This window comes from Avibacterium endocarditidis (genome assembly GCF_002921145.1).
Classification (GTDB): Bacteria; Pseudomonadota; Gammaproteobacteria; order Enterobacterales; family Pasteurellaceae; genus Avibacterium; species Avibacterium endocarditidis.
The window spans coordinates 15172-31961 of record NZ_PQVI01000095.1 but is presented as its reverse complement, the minus strand read 5'-3'; the positions used below and the strand labels follow the sequence as shown (position 1 = coordinate 31961).

Sequence of the window (16790 nt, the reverse complement as noted above, 5' to 3'; positions counted from 1 at the left end):
TTTTTGGATCTTTGGTTTTTAATAATGCTGAACCATAAAGTTGGTGGGCCATATCAGGCGATAGAAAAACCTTATCGGAAAACTGATCTTTCATTAATTGATAAGTTGCCTGATCGCGCGCAAATAAATAGCAGTCTTTATGGGCGGAAAAAATGGCTGCCGATTTTTCTTTCGCTTCGAGATTAGAAAAATAAGCAGTTTGTGGCATTACAATGATGCGATTATTCGGAAAGGCTTGCACCAAGGCTTCGCGCATTCCTTGAATGGCAGGGTAGAGATCACCGAAATTGCCGCCGCCGTGGCAGATTAAGGTGGTGTTTGGTTTTACATATTTTTTTACTTCATCAAGATCGAAACTTTGCAAGCAACGTCTTAATCGAATATTAATTTGATAATCCTGAAAAAACGCTTCTGTTCCCGCATAAATGAGTAAATCCCCCACGTTTAAATGGAGCGGATAATCAAAATACAGCACATCATTTTTATCCACGATCACATCAAGGATTTGCTTTAAATCTTGTTTAAGGGAAACTAAAATTTCGTTCATAGTTAATCATCTTTCCTATAAAGCTGCTCATCAGCGTAAAAGGGCTATTTTAAAACAGAATGCCCCATAGTTCCAAAAGGATTGAGTATCTTTACAAAAGATTACAAGCCCTTTATGCTAAGCGGCACGTTGTCTAGCTCAAAATTATTTATGTATTTACTCACCAAACTTATTGCAGCGATCATTCTTCCGCCATTTAATGTCTTGATTTTATGGATTTTTTCTTTATTTTTGAAGAAACAATATAAAAAACTGAGTTTTGCTTGCGGTCTTTTAGGCGTTGTCATTTTGTATGTGTTCAGCATTCCTTACACTGCACAAAAATTGCAAGATAGCCTAGCAAAACAAACACCGCTCAGCCTTGCCGATTATAAAACGGCGCAGGCAATTGTGGTGCTAGGTGGCGGTTTGCGTGATAGTAACGAATTATTTGGTAGCCTTGCTGTGCCTGCAATCCCCCTTGAACGTTTGCGTTATGCGGCTTATTTACATAGAGAAACTCAGCTGCCGATTTTGATTACTGGTGGAACGCCTAATGGCAATTCTGAAGCCAAAATAATGGCAAAAGAGCTGCAAGAGTTTTTCCATACGCCAACTCAATGGCTAGAAGAAAAAGCGAAAACCACCATTGAAAATGCCCAATTTACTAAGGCGTTATTAGAAAAAGAGCATATCCAGCGTATTATTTTGGTCACCAACCAATGGCATATGCAACGCGCAAAATTCTTATTTGAAAAACAAGGATTTAGCGTTCTTCCTGCAAGCGTAGGCAATGGCGTTACGCCTGAAAGTTATGGCTTAACGCCAATGCACTTTATCCCACAAGCCAGTGCAATGCCCGCTAATATGCAAGCGCTGAAAGAATGGATTGGTTATTGGAAAGAGAAATTCTAAAAACGAAAATAATGAAAAAGCGAAAACAGTGAAAACAAAAATACACAACAAAAAAGTGCGGTGAAAAATCACCGCACTTTTTCTATGAATAAAATGATTAAGCCATTAAATTACCAATATATTTTGATAAAGTCATAATGCTTAACACCGCCATTAAAATGACCACCAATGCCCCCGCCGCAGTCATCCAAGCAGGGTGTTTGTAGTCCCCAACAATTTTACTACGATGTGCCGCAAGTAAAATTAATCCCAGTGAAATTGGAAGAATTAATCCATTTAATGTTCCTACAAAAACAAGCACTTGTGCAGGTTTTCCAATGGTTGCAAGCACGGCAGTGGAAATCACAATAAATACAATAATCCAGCAATTTCTATGCTTAGCAATAAATGGGGAGAAGGTAGTTAAGAAAGACACAGAGGTGTAAGCCGCGCCGATCACAGAAGTAATTGATGCCGCCCAAATCACAATTCCAAAAATAATCAACCCGATATTTCCTGCAACGTGAGAAAATGGCGTTGCTGCTGGGTTGGCAGGATCAAGTTTTACCCCTTGAGAAACCACACCAAGCACGGCAAGGAACAGCACGACACGCATAATTGAGGCGATAAGAATGGCTGAAATAGAGCTTTTACTCACCTCTTTCAACGAATCTTTTCCTGTAATTCCGGCATCTAATAGACGATGCGCCCCAGCAAAGGTGATGTACCCCCCAACGGTTCCACCAACAAGGGTCACAATCGCAATCACATCTAATTTTTCTGGCACAAAAGTATGTACCACCGCATCAGCAACGGGCGGATTCGCATTCACTGCCACATAAATGGTCAGTGCGATCATCACAAAGCCCATCACTTGTGCAAAGCGATCCATTATTTTTCCTGCTTCTTTAAACAAGAAAATACCAACAGCAATCGCACCACTGATAATCGCCCCCGTTTCTGCTGGCAAGCCGGTTAGGATATTTAGCCCTAACCCCGCACCGCCAACATTACCAATATTAAAAGCAAGCCCGCCCATAACGATCAATACGGCAAGAAAATAGCCCGCTCCGGGTAAAACCGCATTTGCAATGTCTTGTGCCTTTTTTTTCCGATACGGCGACAATTCGCCAAATATTTAGCTGTGCACCAATATCCAACAAAATGGAAAGTAAAATCACAAAGCCAAAGCTGGCGAATAAAGTTTGAGTGAACGTAGCGGTTTGCGTTAAAAAGCCCGGGCCAATGGCTGACGTTGCCATTAAGAACGCCGCCCCCAGTAATGCACTGCGGTTTTTAATCATAAAATACTCCTGTATATTTTTTGTTATTAATTGATGTTATGTTTAATTTGATTTCAGTTGAATATTATGTTCCATCAAAGCCTGACGAATTTTTTCAGCAAAAGAAATCGCGTGTTCACCATCACCGTGTAAACAAATGCTATCCGCTTTAATTGGCACTTCTACGCCATCAACGCTTGGCACAGTGCCTTGTAGCACCATTTGCAGTACTTGGCTGATGGCTTCATCATCATTTTCTACCATTGCATCAGGGCGGGTACGCGGCACTAATGAGCCGTCTGCAAGATAATGGCGATCAGCGAAGACTTCTGAAATCACCCCTAAGCCCTGTTGTTCCGCCACTTGCAACATTAAACTGCCCGATAAGCCCATTAATTTCAGTTTAGGATCAAAGGCTTTTAGGGTTTGTGCGATCAGTGTGGCAAGTGCTTCATCTTTTGCCGCTTGGTTATATAACGCACCGTGTGGTTTCACATAAGCCAGTGGCACAGCTTCCGCTTCGCAAAGGGCTTTGATTGCACCGAGTTGATAGAGCAGGCAGGCTTTCAATTCTTCATCAGGCAGTTGCATATTGGTGCGACCAAAATTTTCGCGATCAGGAAAACTTGGGTGTGCGCCCACTTGTACTTGGTTCTCTTTTGCCCAACGAATGGCTTTTCGCATTTCGTTGAAAGCCCCTGCGTGTAAACCGCAAGCGACATTTGCTGAAGTGACAAGTTGCAATAAGCGTTGATCATTACCGCAGCCCTCTGCTAAATCCACATTTAAATCAACGTGTTTCATTTACTTTTCTCCTTATGCGAGCTAAATAATCTTGGTTTTGTTGATAACGTTCACGTGCTTCATGATGAGAAATCACAGAAAAATGTACCGCACTTTCTAACGCATTTTGTGCTAAACGTCCGAGATCCGCTTCGATCACACAAGCTATTTTTGGATAACCGCCCGTAGTTTGCGTGTCCGCCATTAAAATAATCGGCATTCCGTCTGGTGGCACTTGCACCGTTCCCATTGGTGCGGCGTAAGAAAGCATTTCCAATGGTTGAGTGAGATTAAGTTTTTGTTCTCCGCTAAAACGATAGCCCATTCGACTGCTATTTTTTTCTAATCGCCAAGGCTGGTTTTGGAAAACTTGCTGACTTTGTGCGGTGAAATGGTCAAATTCGGAGGACGGCACGAGATGAATTTTATTGGTAAAATCAATAGGTTCAATGCTGATCGTAGAAAGGAATGTGTCGCGTTTGCCTGTGGCTATGTTATCTCCAGCACGCAATAATCGCCCTTGATAACCACCAAATCCTGCTTTGAGATCGGTGCTGCAAGAACCTAGCACTTTCGGTACATTAAAACCGCCTGCTACACAAAGATAAAGGTAATTTCCCATTGTGATCCGTTTAACCGTTAAACGTTGGCGTGCTTTTGCCGTGTATCGCCAATAAGCATAAATTGGTTGGTCATCAAGGTAGGCTTCACATAATCCACCGGTGAAACAAAAAGGCGTATCACAATCGAAAGTTAGGCTAAAACCGCCTAGCGTCGCTTCAATGGCTGGGGTATCAGGCTCGTTTGCCAATAAAAGGTTACCCGCCTGTAATGCTAAGGCGTCCATTGCCCCTGCGTGTCCAATGCCAAAATTGCGAAAGCCAAAACGTCCTAAATCTTGGATATGGGCGAAGCCATACATATTTTCAATATAAATCATAGGGTTATACTCTCCGCCACAAATTTTACGTTATCGCCAGCCATTAACAACACCGGCGGCTCTTGGCGAATATCAAATAATGGCATTTCCGTTCTGCCAAGTAATTGCCAGCCCCCTGGGGAGGTGAATGGATAAACGCCAGTTTGGCTGCCACCAATGCCCACTGAACCTGCGGGAACTTTGGTTCTGGGCTGTTCTCGTCTTGGTGTGTGTAAATTTTCAGGTAAACCGCCTAAATAAGGAAAACCCGGTTGAAAGCCCATCATAAAAACGGTGTAAGTGGGGGCGGTGTGGCGGCGGATAATTTCTTCGGGCGTGGTGTGATGAAATTTCGCTACATCAAATAAATCTTCGCCAAATTCACCGCCATAATGCACAGGGATTTCAATTAATCGGCTTTGGCGTGTTTCTGTTTGCTGTTCGCTTTGTTGCCAATAATGTAAGACTTGTTGCTCAAGTGCGGTGGGATTTGTGTCAAAATGATAAAACAGGGTGAAATTATTCATTCCCACCACCACTTCTTGCACATTGGGCTGCTGACGCATTTGCTCTGCAACAAGCCAAATACGTTGTTGCTTTGGTAGCTCTGCAGGCGGCGGTAAAGAACAAAGAAGAGAGCGTTCACTGGTTAAGGAAAAAGTTAGCATACATAACCCTCGTTTGTTAATGAGATGTTATTTTTCTAACGTTATTTCAACATACTGTCAAGGGAAAAATTAAGAATTTTTCTTAAAATAGAATTTATTCAAATTTGATAAGTTATTTTTGCCGAAAATAAAGCCACTTAATTATTCGTTAAGTGGCTTGAAAGTTAATTAAAATGATATTAGTAAGCCATCATCAATAGCATAATTGCCATTTTCATATCATTTTCTGACATTTCTTGATTGTTAAAAATTAATTTTTGCTTATCTTTATCCAACAAGATTTTAAAGTTAGCTTTATCATCTTTTAACATAAGGAAATTATTGCTTCCCATTTCTGTGAGATATTGCTCAACTATATTTTCAACTTCTTGCTCTGATACCTGTTGCGTTCTTGGGTTTATTGCAAATATATTTTTAACGAATTGAACTAACGCTTTTTTCTCTGATTCCGCACTGATTTTAAAGCTATCGAAGGCATCGAAAACTTTTTCATTTTCTAATGCACTCTGAAACGCTTGGCTTAAAGCAATTTTTACTTCAGCATCAAAAGCTTTGCCTTTATCATTGAAAAGCTCAAGTTTATCAATATCTAGCACAGGTTGGTTGGCTAAAATTTCTTTTTGTATTTGGCTAAGAACCTTATCATTATTGAAATCACTTTCATCAAGTTCATTTAAGCGATTTACCGCATCGCCTAAAATATGATTTACTGCACCTTTGAATTTTAATCCCGTAAGCACTTTATTATCAACTAAGATATTTTTGACAGTATAATCAAAGTTCGTATCAATAAAGCCATTTTTCTCATTGATTTTATTTTCAATATCAATGTTATCTAACACAAGATCGAGATTATTTTCAGCTTTGTGCAAGGATATTTTTTCAATTGAAACATCTGTATCACCTTGATAAATATTTTTCCATTGCGTTGGTAAAATGTATCCTTTACCTTTTAAATTTTCTATAAGTAAACGATCCTTATCATTAATAATTAAAGAAAACTTACTTACATCAATTTCAGATTTTCCATAGCCCTGCTGATCAACGTCAAATTTTCCGTCTAAATTCCAAGCCATTTCAATTTGATCATCTGTTTTATGAGCTACATCGGAATAAACTTTCCCTTTAATCTCTTGCCCATAGCTCATTGTTGTTACGGTTCTTAATGGATTTTTGCCATTGGCAGCGAAATAGGCTTGGGTATCTTGCGTTTTTTCTACTTCTGTATCCGCAGAAAATAGCGCAAAAGAAAAGTCATTTAAAGTGATAGGTCCGTGGTGAATTTTCCCCACAAAAGGAATCGTTCCGTTTAATTCTTCGCCTTTTATTTCAAGCTGATAACGTACATCAGAACTAAAAAAACCACGATCTAAAATCGCATCTTTAATTTGTACGGAATAGCCAGTATCAGCGAAAGATTGTTGTAAATGCTGATTGCTTAATTGAATGTAGTCGATATATTTTTGTTCGGCGATTTTTCCTGTGTACCACGCACCACCGCACCAAGCGCCGCCCAGAATGGCAATTAATCCGATTGATAAAGCTGATTTTTTCATTACGTTTCCTTTTAAATAAAATTTGCAGAAAAATAGCATAATTAGCCGTAAATCGCAAAAGATAGTAGGAAAATAAAGTGCGGTGCTTTTTTAGAAAATTTTATATCGAAAGCAAAAAATGGGGCTCTCCCCCATTTTTGTTTAATGAATTATTCTGGACGCACGCCAAGTGTGTGGCAAATGGCGTAAGTGAGTTCGCTGCGGTTGAGCGTATAGAAATGGAAATCCTTCACCCCTTCACGAGAAAGCACGCGCACCATATCCATTGCGATGCTCGCCGCAACAAGGTTTCTAGTGGTTTGGTCATTCTCCAATCCTTCATACATTTTTGCCATCCACGCTGGAATTTTCACATTGGTAATCTCAGCCATTTTTTGCAACTGTTTGAAATTAGTAACAGGCAAGATCCCCGGCACAATCTCGGCATCAATACCGATAGAAGCGCAACGATCTCGGAAGCGTAAATAGCTGTCAATATCAAAGAAAAATTGAGTAATAACATGATTTGCACCGGCATCAATTTTACGTTTTAAATTGATTAAATCCGCTTGAGCAGATTTTGCTTCGGGGTGTACTTCAGGGTATGCCGCCACGGAAATATCAAAATCAGCCACAGAACGTAATAATTCCACTAAATCTGACGCATAGAAAGGTTTTTTGTCATATCCAGCAGGCTCATCACCGCGCAATGCCACAATGCGGCGAATACCGCTATCCCAATAATCTTGGGCAATTTTTTTCAGTTCTTCTGGCGTGGCGTCAATTCCTGTTAAGTGTGGAGCTGCTTCCAAGCCTGTTTCTTGCTTAATATGTTTCACCACGCTGTGGGTGCGATCACGCTCCCCTGAATTTGCCCCATAGGTGACGGAAACGAATTTCGGTTTTAGCACTTTTAAACGATGAATGGAATCCCACAGAATTTTTTCCATATTTTCATTTTTTGGTGGGAAAAACTCAAAAGACACGTTGATGTTGCCGTTAATGCCTGATAAGTGGTTGTTTAATGTATCAATTTCTTTTGCATAGCTCATAGGCTTCTTCCTCTGTATTTTTATCCGTTTAGACTGCTGTACGGCTATAACATTAAAGATAAAAGGGAGCTGTGTCAATTTCAAAAAATTTCATTATTTTATGAAACAAATTCATAGCAAAGCTCTTATCGCTCGCTTATAAATCCGCTATACTTCTGAAAAATCAATCCCTAAAGTTAGGAAAGTCTATGAATAAAAAGTAAAAATTGTTGGTTCACTATCCTTGATTGCTGCCACATTAGCTTTAGGCGCACAAATTTACACCAATCATAAAATTGATCAAATTCTGCAAAAATTCCCTTATTCCCTGCAAAATAAATTTCAGTTGGACGTGGTTGAGCAAAAGAAAAATTTCTTCAGTCGCGAGCTCATTCTCAAACTTTCTAATGATGAATCCAATACATCTAGCGAAATTATTCAAACAAAACTCACTGCACTTCCTTTTGCGGTGCTTGCAGATTCTGCCCTTATCCCAAGTTTTGTAAAAGAATTAAATAAAAATTTTAAAGTTACTATTGATAAAATAATATCACCAGTAAATTTTCTGTTATTGGGGATTATTTCCAATCAAATATTGATACCCAATTTCGCGATCTCGCTAACAAATCACAATCTTTAGTAATAGAGCTAAATTTTGAACCTAAAAGTCATCTAATGGAAATTCAAAGCCATTTATCTGGCTTTAATTATGATGCAAACTCAAAAATTAACGATTTAACGGCAAATGCCATACTTATCCCTATTGATGATAATCAATATGATATTGAAAATGTATCCGTTCAACTTAAAGACGGTGATATTTATTTCTTAAATGGGGATAATACAAATATCAAACTACAAAAATTAGATTATAATTTAGATAAATCTTTATCTGGCAGCAATTACAACTTAAGCACAAAATAAACACTGATGGGATAACTATTAAAGATAAAAATCCTAAACACGCTGCAATTCAGTTAAAAAATGTAGCATTCCAAATTGCTCAAAAAGACATTCCAAATCAACTTAGCTATGCAAAATTATTTCACCTGCTCAACAATAAAAATGAGCTAAACACGGCGGAAATTATCAATCAGTCTTTGGACTTACTATTTAAAAATAAAGAAAGTGAAGTTAGCTTTAATTTTGAAAAATTAACCTTAGCACATAAAGAAAGAGATAAAGAGGTTTCTTTTGATAACTTCTCTTCTTCCTTCAAAGGAAATTTTTCTGACTTATCACAAGTACAAAGTAGCTATGCTTTCGCATTAAAATCTAGTCAAAGCAAAGGAGAAGACACACCTTTTCAAATCAAAGGGATACAATTTGAAGGTAATAATAAAAATGTGAATCTTGCCACGCAACTTGAATTGTTAAAATCAAATATTCAGATTTTTTCGAAAATCAAACCATCAGAAAAAGAGCAAGAAAATGCCTCATTAGAAAAGAGAAAAATACCTTATTACCCACTTAAAACGCTTTCACAGGATTATAATCAATCCCAAGAGATGCTATTTAAAATAGATGAATTGACTTTAGGTGATAATACCGAACTTAAAGGAATAGAAATTGGAGCAAGTGGCGCTATTTCTGAAGATAAGCAAGATAATGAGAACATTGAGCTTACCCTAGCAAGCTATGTGAATAAAAAAGATCAGTTCCAATTAAAAATGGGAAAATCAGCCTTCCATTTACAGCAACAAATGTAGGTTCAATTATTCCTTTAAATATTTGTAATAACCTTATCTATCAAGCAGCTTGCACTAAATATCTTAGTGTCAATGATTATACTGACTTAATCATTTATCAGCCGATTAAAATATCGCTATTAATATTGAACAGGCAACAATAAATGGTGAAATAGATACCTACCCTTCTACATCGCCAACCCCATTTGAAGGAAAACTCAGCTTAAAATCAGGGATATTAGAAGATCAAAAAGATAAAAGATCTTTCGCTTTATTATTAGAAAAACGGAAAAATACAAACATTGAGCTTTCTTTCGCCTTTGCCAATAAATTATTTAAAGAGAATTTATTGAAAGGTAAAAACTCAACTTCGTGGTTATTAATTAATGATTGGGTCAATCCTGAAGGGCAACTTAATCCTTATTTAAAAGAAAATGGCGATAATTACACCATTGAAATAAAAAAAGAAGGGGAGCAAACTTGGATTAATGGCGAAATATTCCCTCCAACCAATGGGGAAAATTTAGCCCCAGAACAACAATAATTGCTCTTATTAAGTGCGGTGAAAAAATTAACAAAATTTCACCGCACTCTCTTTACTTTACAAATCGCAAAATCCCCCTACAATAACCGCCTTTACGCATTTACCTTGAGTGAATGCCTGACTTGTAATCAGACACAAAGAGAAATTTATGACAACCACATTCAAACCCCGAACTGCTTTCACCCGCAGGTTCGTTAAAAAATATGCGCTATGCCTTTGCTTATGGCGCTGATGCTGTTTATGCAGGGCAGCCACGTTATAGCTTGCGTGTGCGCAACAATGAATTTAACCACGCTAATTTGAAAATTGGGATTGATGAAGCGCACGCGCTAGGCAAAAAATTCTATGTGGTGGTGAATATTGCACCGCACAATTCCAAATTAAAAACCTTTATTAAAGATCTTCAGCCTGTGGTGGAAATGAAGCCCGATGCCTTAATTATGTCTGACCCAGGGTTGATTATGCTTGTGCGTGAACATTTCCCTGATATTGATATTCACCTTTCTGTGCAAGCCAATGCCGTGAACTGGGCAACGGTGAAGTTTTGGAAACAAATGGGGCTAACCCGCGTGATTTTATCCCGCGAACTTTCTATTGATGAAATTGCTGAAATTCGCCAACAAGTGCCAGATATGGAAATTGAAATTTTCGTCCACGGTGCATTATGTATGGCCTATTCGGGGCGTTGCTTGCTTTCAGGTTACATCAACAAGCGCGATCCAAACCAAGGCACTTGCACCAATGCGTGCCGTTGGGAATATTCAGTGGAAGAAGGCAAGGAAGACGACGTGGGCAACATTGTTGGCAATGAAATTCCTGTGAAGAATGTCGCGCCAGCGCCAACCTTGGGCGAGGGGCAAACTACGGACAAAGTCTTCTTACTTGCAGAAAGCCAGCGTCCAGAAGAAAAAATGTCTGCCTTTGAAGACGAACACGGCACTTATATTATGAACTCAAAAGATCTACGCGCCGTGCAACACGTTGAAAAACTTACACAAATTGGGGTTCATTCACTAAAAATTGAAGGGCGCACCAAATCTTTCTACTATTGTGCAAGAACCGCACAGGTTTACCGCAAGGCCATTGATGATGCCGCCGCAGGTAAACCATTTGATGAAAGCTTAATGGATACCCTTGAAAGCCTTGCGCACCGTGGCTATACCGAGGGCTTTTTACGCCGCCATACGCACGATGAATACCAAAACTATGACTATGGTTATAGCATTTCTGAGCGTCAGCAATTTGTCGGTGAATTTACTGGTGTGCGTAAAGATGGCTTGGCCGAAGTGGCGGTAAAAAATAAATTCTTACTTGGTGACGAAGTGGAATTAATGACACCAAAAGGCAATATCGTGTTCAAAATTGAGCGTATGCTAAATCGCAAAGGGGAAGAAGTAGAAGCGGCGCTAGGGGACGGGCATTTTGTTTTCTTAGATGTACCAGAAGATTTGGATTTAGATTATGCCTTGCTAATGCGAAACTTGGTGAACGCCAACACGCGCAATCCGCACGCAGAAAGCAAATAATCACTTCAGTTGGCGAGCGAGTTAGCTCGCCTTTTTCTTGGCTTGATTTAAACTTTAATGAATTATTACATATTTGTTAATAAAATGTTGCAAATTACATTTTTCCTTGTATAATACCGCCATACCCTAAAAAGTATGACTCCAAATATTTTCAGCCCTTCCTTGAAGGGCTTTTTTTTTCACCTAATTTCCATAAAAACTCGCCAAAAAAGCACCGCACTTTTTGTTTTATGGTGTTTCTGGGCAAATAATATTGCTATGTTAAAGGCTATTTTTTGAACTTCATCACATTTCTCAACATTTCATATTTTCTCTTTTCAAAATTTCATTACAATCCTTAACATTCCATTAACAAATAAAGCAAAATTTTATATGGAGCATCTTATGAACTATCAATACTCTCCTCTCCCCAGTGTAGAACCCGAACTTCGTAAAATTATCAGCGAGCATTATGATTGCCCTGAACAAGCCGCAGTAAGTCAATTAGTCCAAACCTTAGATTTCACACCACAGCAAGAATCTTCCATTGAACAAGTCGCCCGAGAATTAATCGGCAAAATCCGTAGTAAAAAACAGAAACATTATAGCGTTGATGCCTTGATGCACGAGTTTTCTTTAGGCTGTGATGAAGGCATTGCCTTGATGTGCTTGGCGGAAGCCTTGTTGCGTATTCCCGATGCGCAAACCCGTTATGATTTAATCAACGATAAGCTTCAACAGGGTAACTGGCAATCCCATTTGAAAAAATCAGGCTCGCTATTTACCAACGCCGCAAGCCTAGGCTTAATGCTCGGCAATAAAATCAGCGCCAGTTTAGATGAAGAAGCGCTTTCTTCTGCGTTGATGAAAAGTTTCTCTCGCCTTTCCGCACCAGTGATGAAAAAAGCCATTGAAAAAGCAATGGGGATTTTAGGCGAGCAATTTGTTACTGGCGAAACAATGGAAAAAGCCCTAAAAAATATTACGGCAAGAGAAAAAATGGGCTATTGTTTTTCCTTTGATATGCTCGGCGAAGCCGCAATGACAATGGAAGATGCCGACAGATATTTACAGGATTATGTGGACGCCATTCACGCCGTGGGTAAACAATCCGCAGGGCGAGCCTTATATGATGCAAATGGCGTATCAGTGAAATTATCGGCTATCCACCCGCGTTATTCTCGTTCACAACAAGATCGTTTAATGAGCGAAATCTATCCGCGTTTAAAACAGCTTTTTGTTTTGGCAAAACAATATAACATTAGTTTGAACATTGATGCAGAAGAAATGGCACGCCTTGAAATTTCTTTAGATCTGCTCGAAAAATTATTACAAGATCCTGATCTTGCTGGCTTTAATGGTATCGGCTTTGTGGTGCAGGCCTATTCAAAACGCTGTCCTTATGTATTGGATTATATTATTGCGTTAAATCGCCGTTATCAGCGCAAAATGATGGTACGTTTGGTGAAAGGCGCGTATTGGGATAGCGAAATTAAATGGGCGCAAACCGAAGGCGTGCAAGGCTTCCCTGTTTATACACGCAAAGTGCATACGGATATTTCTTATATTAGCTGTGCGAAAAAATTATTAGATGCGCAAGATGCCATTTATCCGCAATTTGCAACGCATAATGTGCAAACCCTAGCCACCATTGCGGAACTGGGTAAAGGCAAAGAATTTGAGTTTCAATGTCTGCACGGAATGGGCGAAACCCTTTACGATAACGTGGTTGGTGAACATCAATTTAATCGCCGTGTGCGGGTATATGCGCCGGTGGGAACCTATGAAACCCTACTCGCCTACCTTGTACGCCGATTGCTAGAAAACGGCGCAAACTCCTCTTTCGTGCATCAATTAGTGGATAACAATATTTCTGTTAATGAACTGATTGAAGCACCGTGGAAAAAATTTGCTCGTTTTAACGGTGCGCCAAATAAAGCCATTAAATTACCGGCGGATCTTTTCCCCCATCGCCGTAATTCCCAAGGCTTTAATTTAAGTGATGAAATCCAACTGGCGGAATTGCAACAGCAATTAAATCAAGCAGAATATGCGGACGTGCAATCCCTTTGTGCTGTGCCTGTGCAAGCAGCACAACGTTATCAAGGTCGCAAACCAGCAGATACGGCACAACCTCTGCCAACTTCCACTTTTATGTCGCCAGATGATGTGCCTGTGGTATTTAATGCAACCCAATCAAGTGCTTGGCAAGAAAAATCTGTGGAAGAGCGTGCAGCAATTTTAGAAAGAGCGGCAGATTTTTATCAAGAAAATACTGGCTTGTTGCTACGTCTTGCCATTGAAGAAGCAGGAAAAACCTTACCCAATGCCATTGGGGAACTGCGTGAAGCGGTGGATTTCTTGCGTTATTACGCGGAACAAATCCGCTTATTAGACAGCAAAAAAGCCCTCGCACCACCACTAGGCAACGTGCTGTGTATTTCTCCTTGGAATTTCCCACTGGCAATTTTCACTGGGCAAATTGCCGCAGCCTTGGCAGCGGGCAATAATGTGATTGCAAAACCTGCTGAGCAAACCTCGCTCATTGCTTATTATGCGGTGAAATTATTACATCAAGCAGGCGTGCCGCAAGAAGCCTTGCAACTCACCTTAGGGGCTGGGGATTTAGGTGCAGCGTTAGTGGCTCAACCCTTTAATGCAGTAATGTTCACAGGCTCAACGGAAGTGGCACATTTAATCAATAAACAGCTTGTACAACGAGAAGATCAGCCAGTGCTGATTGCTGAAACCGGCGGTTTAAACACAATGGTGGTAGATTCTTCCGCTTTATTAGAACAAGTGATTACCGATGTACTAAGTTCCGCCTTTGATTCCGCAGGCCAACGCTGTTCTGCCTTGCGTATTTTATTAGTGCAAGAAGACATTGCGGATCGTTTATACCAAATGATCACCGAAGCAATGAAAGAATTAGTGATTGGCAATCCAGAGCTGCTCAATACGGATATTGGGCCCGTGATCGATGAAGAAGCAAAAGCTAATTTAATCAATTACCAAACACAAGTGCGGTCGTTTTCTCGCCGATATTTTGAATTGGATTCGCCAACTTCAGGGCATTTTGTCGCGCCAGCCATTTATGAAGTGGATTCTTTAGATCAAATTAATCGTGAAGTATTCGGGCCGATTCTGCACTTTGTTCGCTATAAAAAAGCGGAATTGGGGGATTATCTGCAAAAAATCAATGCCAAAGGCTATGCCTTAACAGGGGGCTGTCATAGCCGCATCAGCAAAAATGTTGCCTTTGTGCAACAGCATTTAGAATGTGGCAATTTCTACATTAACCGTAATATTGTGGGCGCGGTAGTTGGCGTGCAACCGTTCGGTGGACACGGTTTATCTGGCACAGGGCCGAAAGCAGGCGGCGAGCTTTATGTTCAACGTTTAACCAAAACATCACAATATTATTCATCTATACTTGCAAAAAACAAAAGTATTGCCTAGTATTACAGGGGAATTAAATAGCATTGATTATAAAACCACTTCTGTTTTATTACTCGGTCAAGATCACGCTCGTTTAACTGCGGCTTATCAGCGGTTACAACAAGCAGGATTTAATGTTGTTGTAGAAAAAGATAATCCGCTGCTGAGCTATCAATTACCACATCTACAAATCCTAAAAGAAGGACAGCATTTGCAAAAAGCGGTGTTTGTATCGCCGATCGATACCCAAACACGTCAGCGCTTTGCGCAGAATAATCCTGCGATTTTCTGTTTATACGATTGGACAGTCAATCAGGATTTGACCTTGCTATATAACGAATTTTCACGCAGTGAGAATATTTCTGCCGCAGGGGGCAACGCCACCCTAATGGCCATTGAAGAACAATAATTTTATAGGGAGAAAGTATGCAGAATTATCAAATCTACACAGCTTTTGGACTGTATCTTGTTATCATTTTAGGGATTGGGATTTACGCCTATATTTCCACCAAAAATTTTAACGATTACATTTTAGGCGGCCGAAAAATGGGGAGCTTTGTTACCGCAATGTCGGCGGGCGCATCAGATATGTCTGGTTGGTTGCTACTTGGCTTGCCCGGTGCGATTTTCCTTACCGGCTTGTCAGAAGCCTGGATTGCCGTGGGCTTAACTGTCGGGGCATATCTAAATTACCGCATTGTGGCAGGGCGTTTACGGGTTTTCACGGAACATTATGGCAATGCACTCACCTTGCCTGAATATTTTGCTATGCGATTTCCAAAACGAGCAAAATCGCTGAAAATTCTTTCTTCTTCAGTGATCTTGTTTTTCTTCACTATTTATTGTGCATCTGGTGTGGTAGCTGGGGCAAAATTATTCCAAAGCTTATTAGGCATTGATTACACTACCGCCTTGATTTTTGGTGCGGTGGCAACCATTGCTTACACCTTTATTGGTGGCTATTTAGCGATTTCTTGGAGCGATACTATTCAAGCCTCATTGATGATTTTTGCTTTATTGCTCGCCCCTGTTATTGTGCTGCTTAACATTAGCTGGGAAGAAATTACCCTTGCCCTAGAAGCTAAATCACAACAAACGGGAATTCCTTATTCTAACTGGCTTTACAACGTATCAGGTATTGGCGTGATTTCGGCCCTTTCTTGGGGATTAGGCTACTTCGGACAACCGCATATTTTAGCCCGTTTTATGGCAGCCAGTTCAGTACAAGCCTTAGATAAAGCCCGCACAATCGGGATCACTTGGATGATCCTCTGCTTAGGCGGTGCTTGTGCCGTGGGCTATTTCGGTTTGGCTTATTTTGAAGTAAAAGGCATTGCTTTGGATTCCGCCGAATCGGTGTTCATTGAAATTTCCAAAGCGATTTTTAATCCTTGGATCGTGGGTATTGTGCTATCTGCCATTTTAGCGGCGATTATGAGTACCCTATCGGCACAATTCTTAATGTGTTCTGCTGCCATTACCGAAGATTTCTACCACGGTTTCTTACGCAAAAATGCCTCAAGCACGGAATTAGTTTGGGTTGGCCGCGTGATGGTATTACTTATCGCCATTGTTGCCATTGCTATCGCACAAGATCCGAATTCTAAAGTAATGGGCTTGGTATCCTACGCTTGGGCTGGCTTTGGCGCATCATTTGGGCCATTGGTGATCCTTTCCCATTTTAACCGAAACATCACCTCCAACGCCGCGTTATGGGGAATGTTAGCCGGTGCCGTAACAGTTGTGGCGTGGAAACCGCTAATGACCGCACTAAACTGGAAAGACATCGCCAACTTATACGAAATTATCCCAGGCTTCTTAGCTTGTTCTTTCGTTACCCTAACCTCATCAATTTTCTCACCAGTTGCCAAAGATGTAGCTGAAAAATTTGATGAGGCAGAGAAAAGCTACAATCAACAACGATAATAAATTTAAATCCAAGGGCTGAATAATCAGCCCTTTGGTTTTCTAAAAAT

General features: G+C 40.1%; 13 protein-coding genes and 2 pseudogenes. 8 read left to right on the top strand and 7 right to left on the bottom strand.

Annotation, left to right across the window (positions count from 1 at the left end; genetic code table 11):
- A partial coding sequence (locus C3Z13_RS07840) for a polysaccharide pyruvyl transferase family protein (protein ID WP_181022037.1) occupies nt 1-547 on the bottom strand: 547 nt, incomplete at its 3' end.
- Nucleotides 548-697: 150 nt separating this feature from the next.
- Here C3Z13_RS07840 and C3Z13_RS07835 point away from each other — a divergent pair.
- The gene (locus tag C3Z13_RS07835) at nt 698-1441 is read left to right on the top strand and encodes a YdcF family protein (protein WP_103855554.1); all 744 of its coding nucleotides are present in this window, start codon (nt 698-700) and stop codon (nt 1439-1441) included.
- Nucleotides 1442-1538: 97 nt separating this feature from the next.
- Here C3Z13_RS07835 and C3Z13_RS07830 read toward each other — a convergent pair.
- From C3Z13_RS07830 to metF, 6 genes and pseudogenes are all read right to left on the bottom strand, one after another.
- Nucleotides 1539-2724: pseudogene (locus C3Z13_RS07830) on the bottom strand (NRAMP family divalent metal transporter).
- 42 nt (nt 2725-2766) lie between these two features.
- A complete protein-coding gene (pxpA, locus tag C3Z13_RS07825; RefSeq protein WP_103855551.1) occupies nt 2767-3507 on the bottom strand; it encodes a 5-oxoprolinase subunit PxpA in 741 nt (246 codons plus the stop codon).
- Nucleotides 3494-4426 carry a 5-oxoprolinase subunit C family protein gene (locus C3Z13_RS07820; RefSeq protein WP_103855550.1) on the bottom strand — a complete coding sequence of 311 codons (933 nt, stop codon included), beginning with the start codon at nt 4424-4426 and terminating at the stop codon, nt 3494-3496. The genes pxpA and C3Z13_RS07820 overlap by 14 nt, the downstream gene beginning before the upstream one ends.
- Complete coding sequence (pxpB, locus tag C3Z13_RS07815) at nt 4423-5073, bottom strand: 5-oxoprolinase subunit PxpB (RefSeq protein ID WP_103855549.1); 651 nt, start codon at nt 5071-5073, stop codon at nt 4423-4425. Before pxpB ends, C3Z13_RS07820 begins: the two co-directional genes overlap by 4 nt.
- Before the next feature lie 179 nt (nt 5074-5252).
- Nucleotides 5253-6629, bottom strand: a complete 1377-nt coding sequence (locus C3Z13_RS07810; protein WP_181022036.1) for a YdgA family protein — start codon at nt 6627-6629, stop codon at nt 5253-5255.
- Nucleotides 6630-6778: 149 nt separating this feature from the next.
- Complete coding sequence (gene metF, locus C3Z13_RS07805) at nt 6779-7660, bottom strand: methylenetetrahydrofolate reductase (RefSeq protein ID WP_103855547.1); 882 nt, start codon at nt 7658-7660, stop codon at nt 6779-6781.
- Nucleotides 7661-7985: 325 nt separating this feature from the next.
- On the opposite strand from metF, the gene C3Z13_RS07800 reads away from it, so the two are divergent.
- The 7 genes and pseudogenes from C3Z13_RS07800 (at nt 7986) to putP (ending at nt 16740) form a co-directional block, all read left to right on the top strand.
- Entirely contained in the window at nt 7986-8279 is a 294-nt protein-coding gene (locus tag C3Z13_RS07800; RefSeq protein ID WP_146256886.1) for a hypothetical protein, read from the top strand.
- Nucleotides 8280-8314: 35 nt separating this feature from the next.
- Nucleotides 8315-8563, top strand: coding sequence for a hypothetical protein (locus C3Z13_RS07795; RefSeq protein WP_103855545.1), 249 nt, complete (start codon nt 8315-8317; stop codon nt 8561-8563).
- Between the two features lie 176 nt (nt 8564-8739).
- Nucleotides 8740-9348 (top strand): hypothetical protein, encoded by a 609-nt coding sequence (locus C3Z13_RS07790; protein WP_103855544.1) that lies wholly within the window; start codon nt 8740-8742, stop codon nt 9346-9348.
- Nucleotides 9349-9676: 328 nt separating this feature from the next.
- Nucleotides 9677-9871: a hypothetical protein gene (locus C3Z13_RS07785; RefSeq protein ID WP_103855543.1), complete on the top strand. Its 195-nt coding sequence runs from the start codon at nt 9677-9679 to the stop codon at nt 9869-9871.
- Nucleotides 9872-10074: 203 nt separating this feature from the next.
- Nucleotides 10075-11397: a prephenate-dependent tRNA uridine(34) hydroxylase TrhP gene (gene trhP, locus C3Z13_RS07780; protein WP_103855542.1), complete on the top strand. Its 1323-nt coding sequence runs from the start codon at nt 10075-10077 to the stop codon at nt 11395-11397.
- 384 nt (nt 11398-11781) lie between these two features.
- Nucleotides 11782-15223 (top strand): annotated as a pseudogene (gene putA, locus C3Z13_RS07775) (bifunctional proline dehydrogenase/L-glutamate gamma-semialdehyde dehydrogenase PutA).
- Nucleotides 15224-15240: 17 nt separating this feature from the next.
- Entirely contained in the window at nt 15241-16740 is a 1500-nt protein-coding gene (putP, locus tag C3Z13_RS07770; RefSeq protein ID WP_103855541.1) for a sodium/proline symporter PutP, read from the top strand.
- Nucleotides 16741-16790 lie beyond the last annotated feature (50 nt).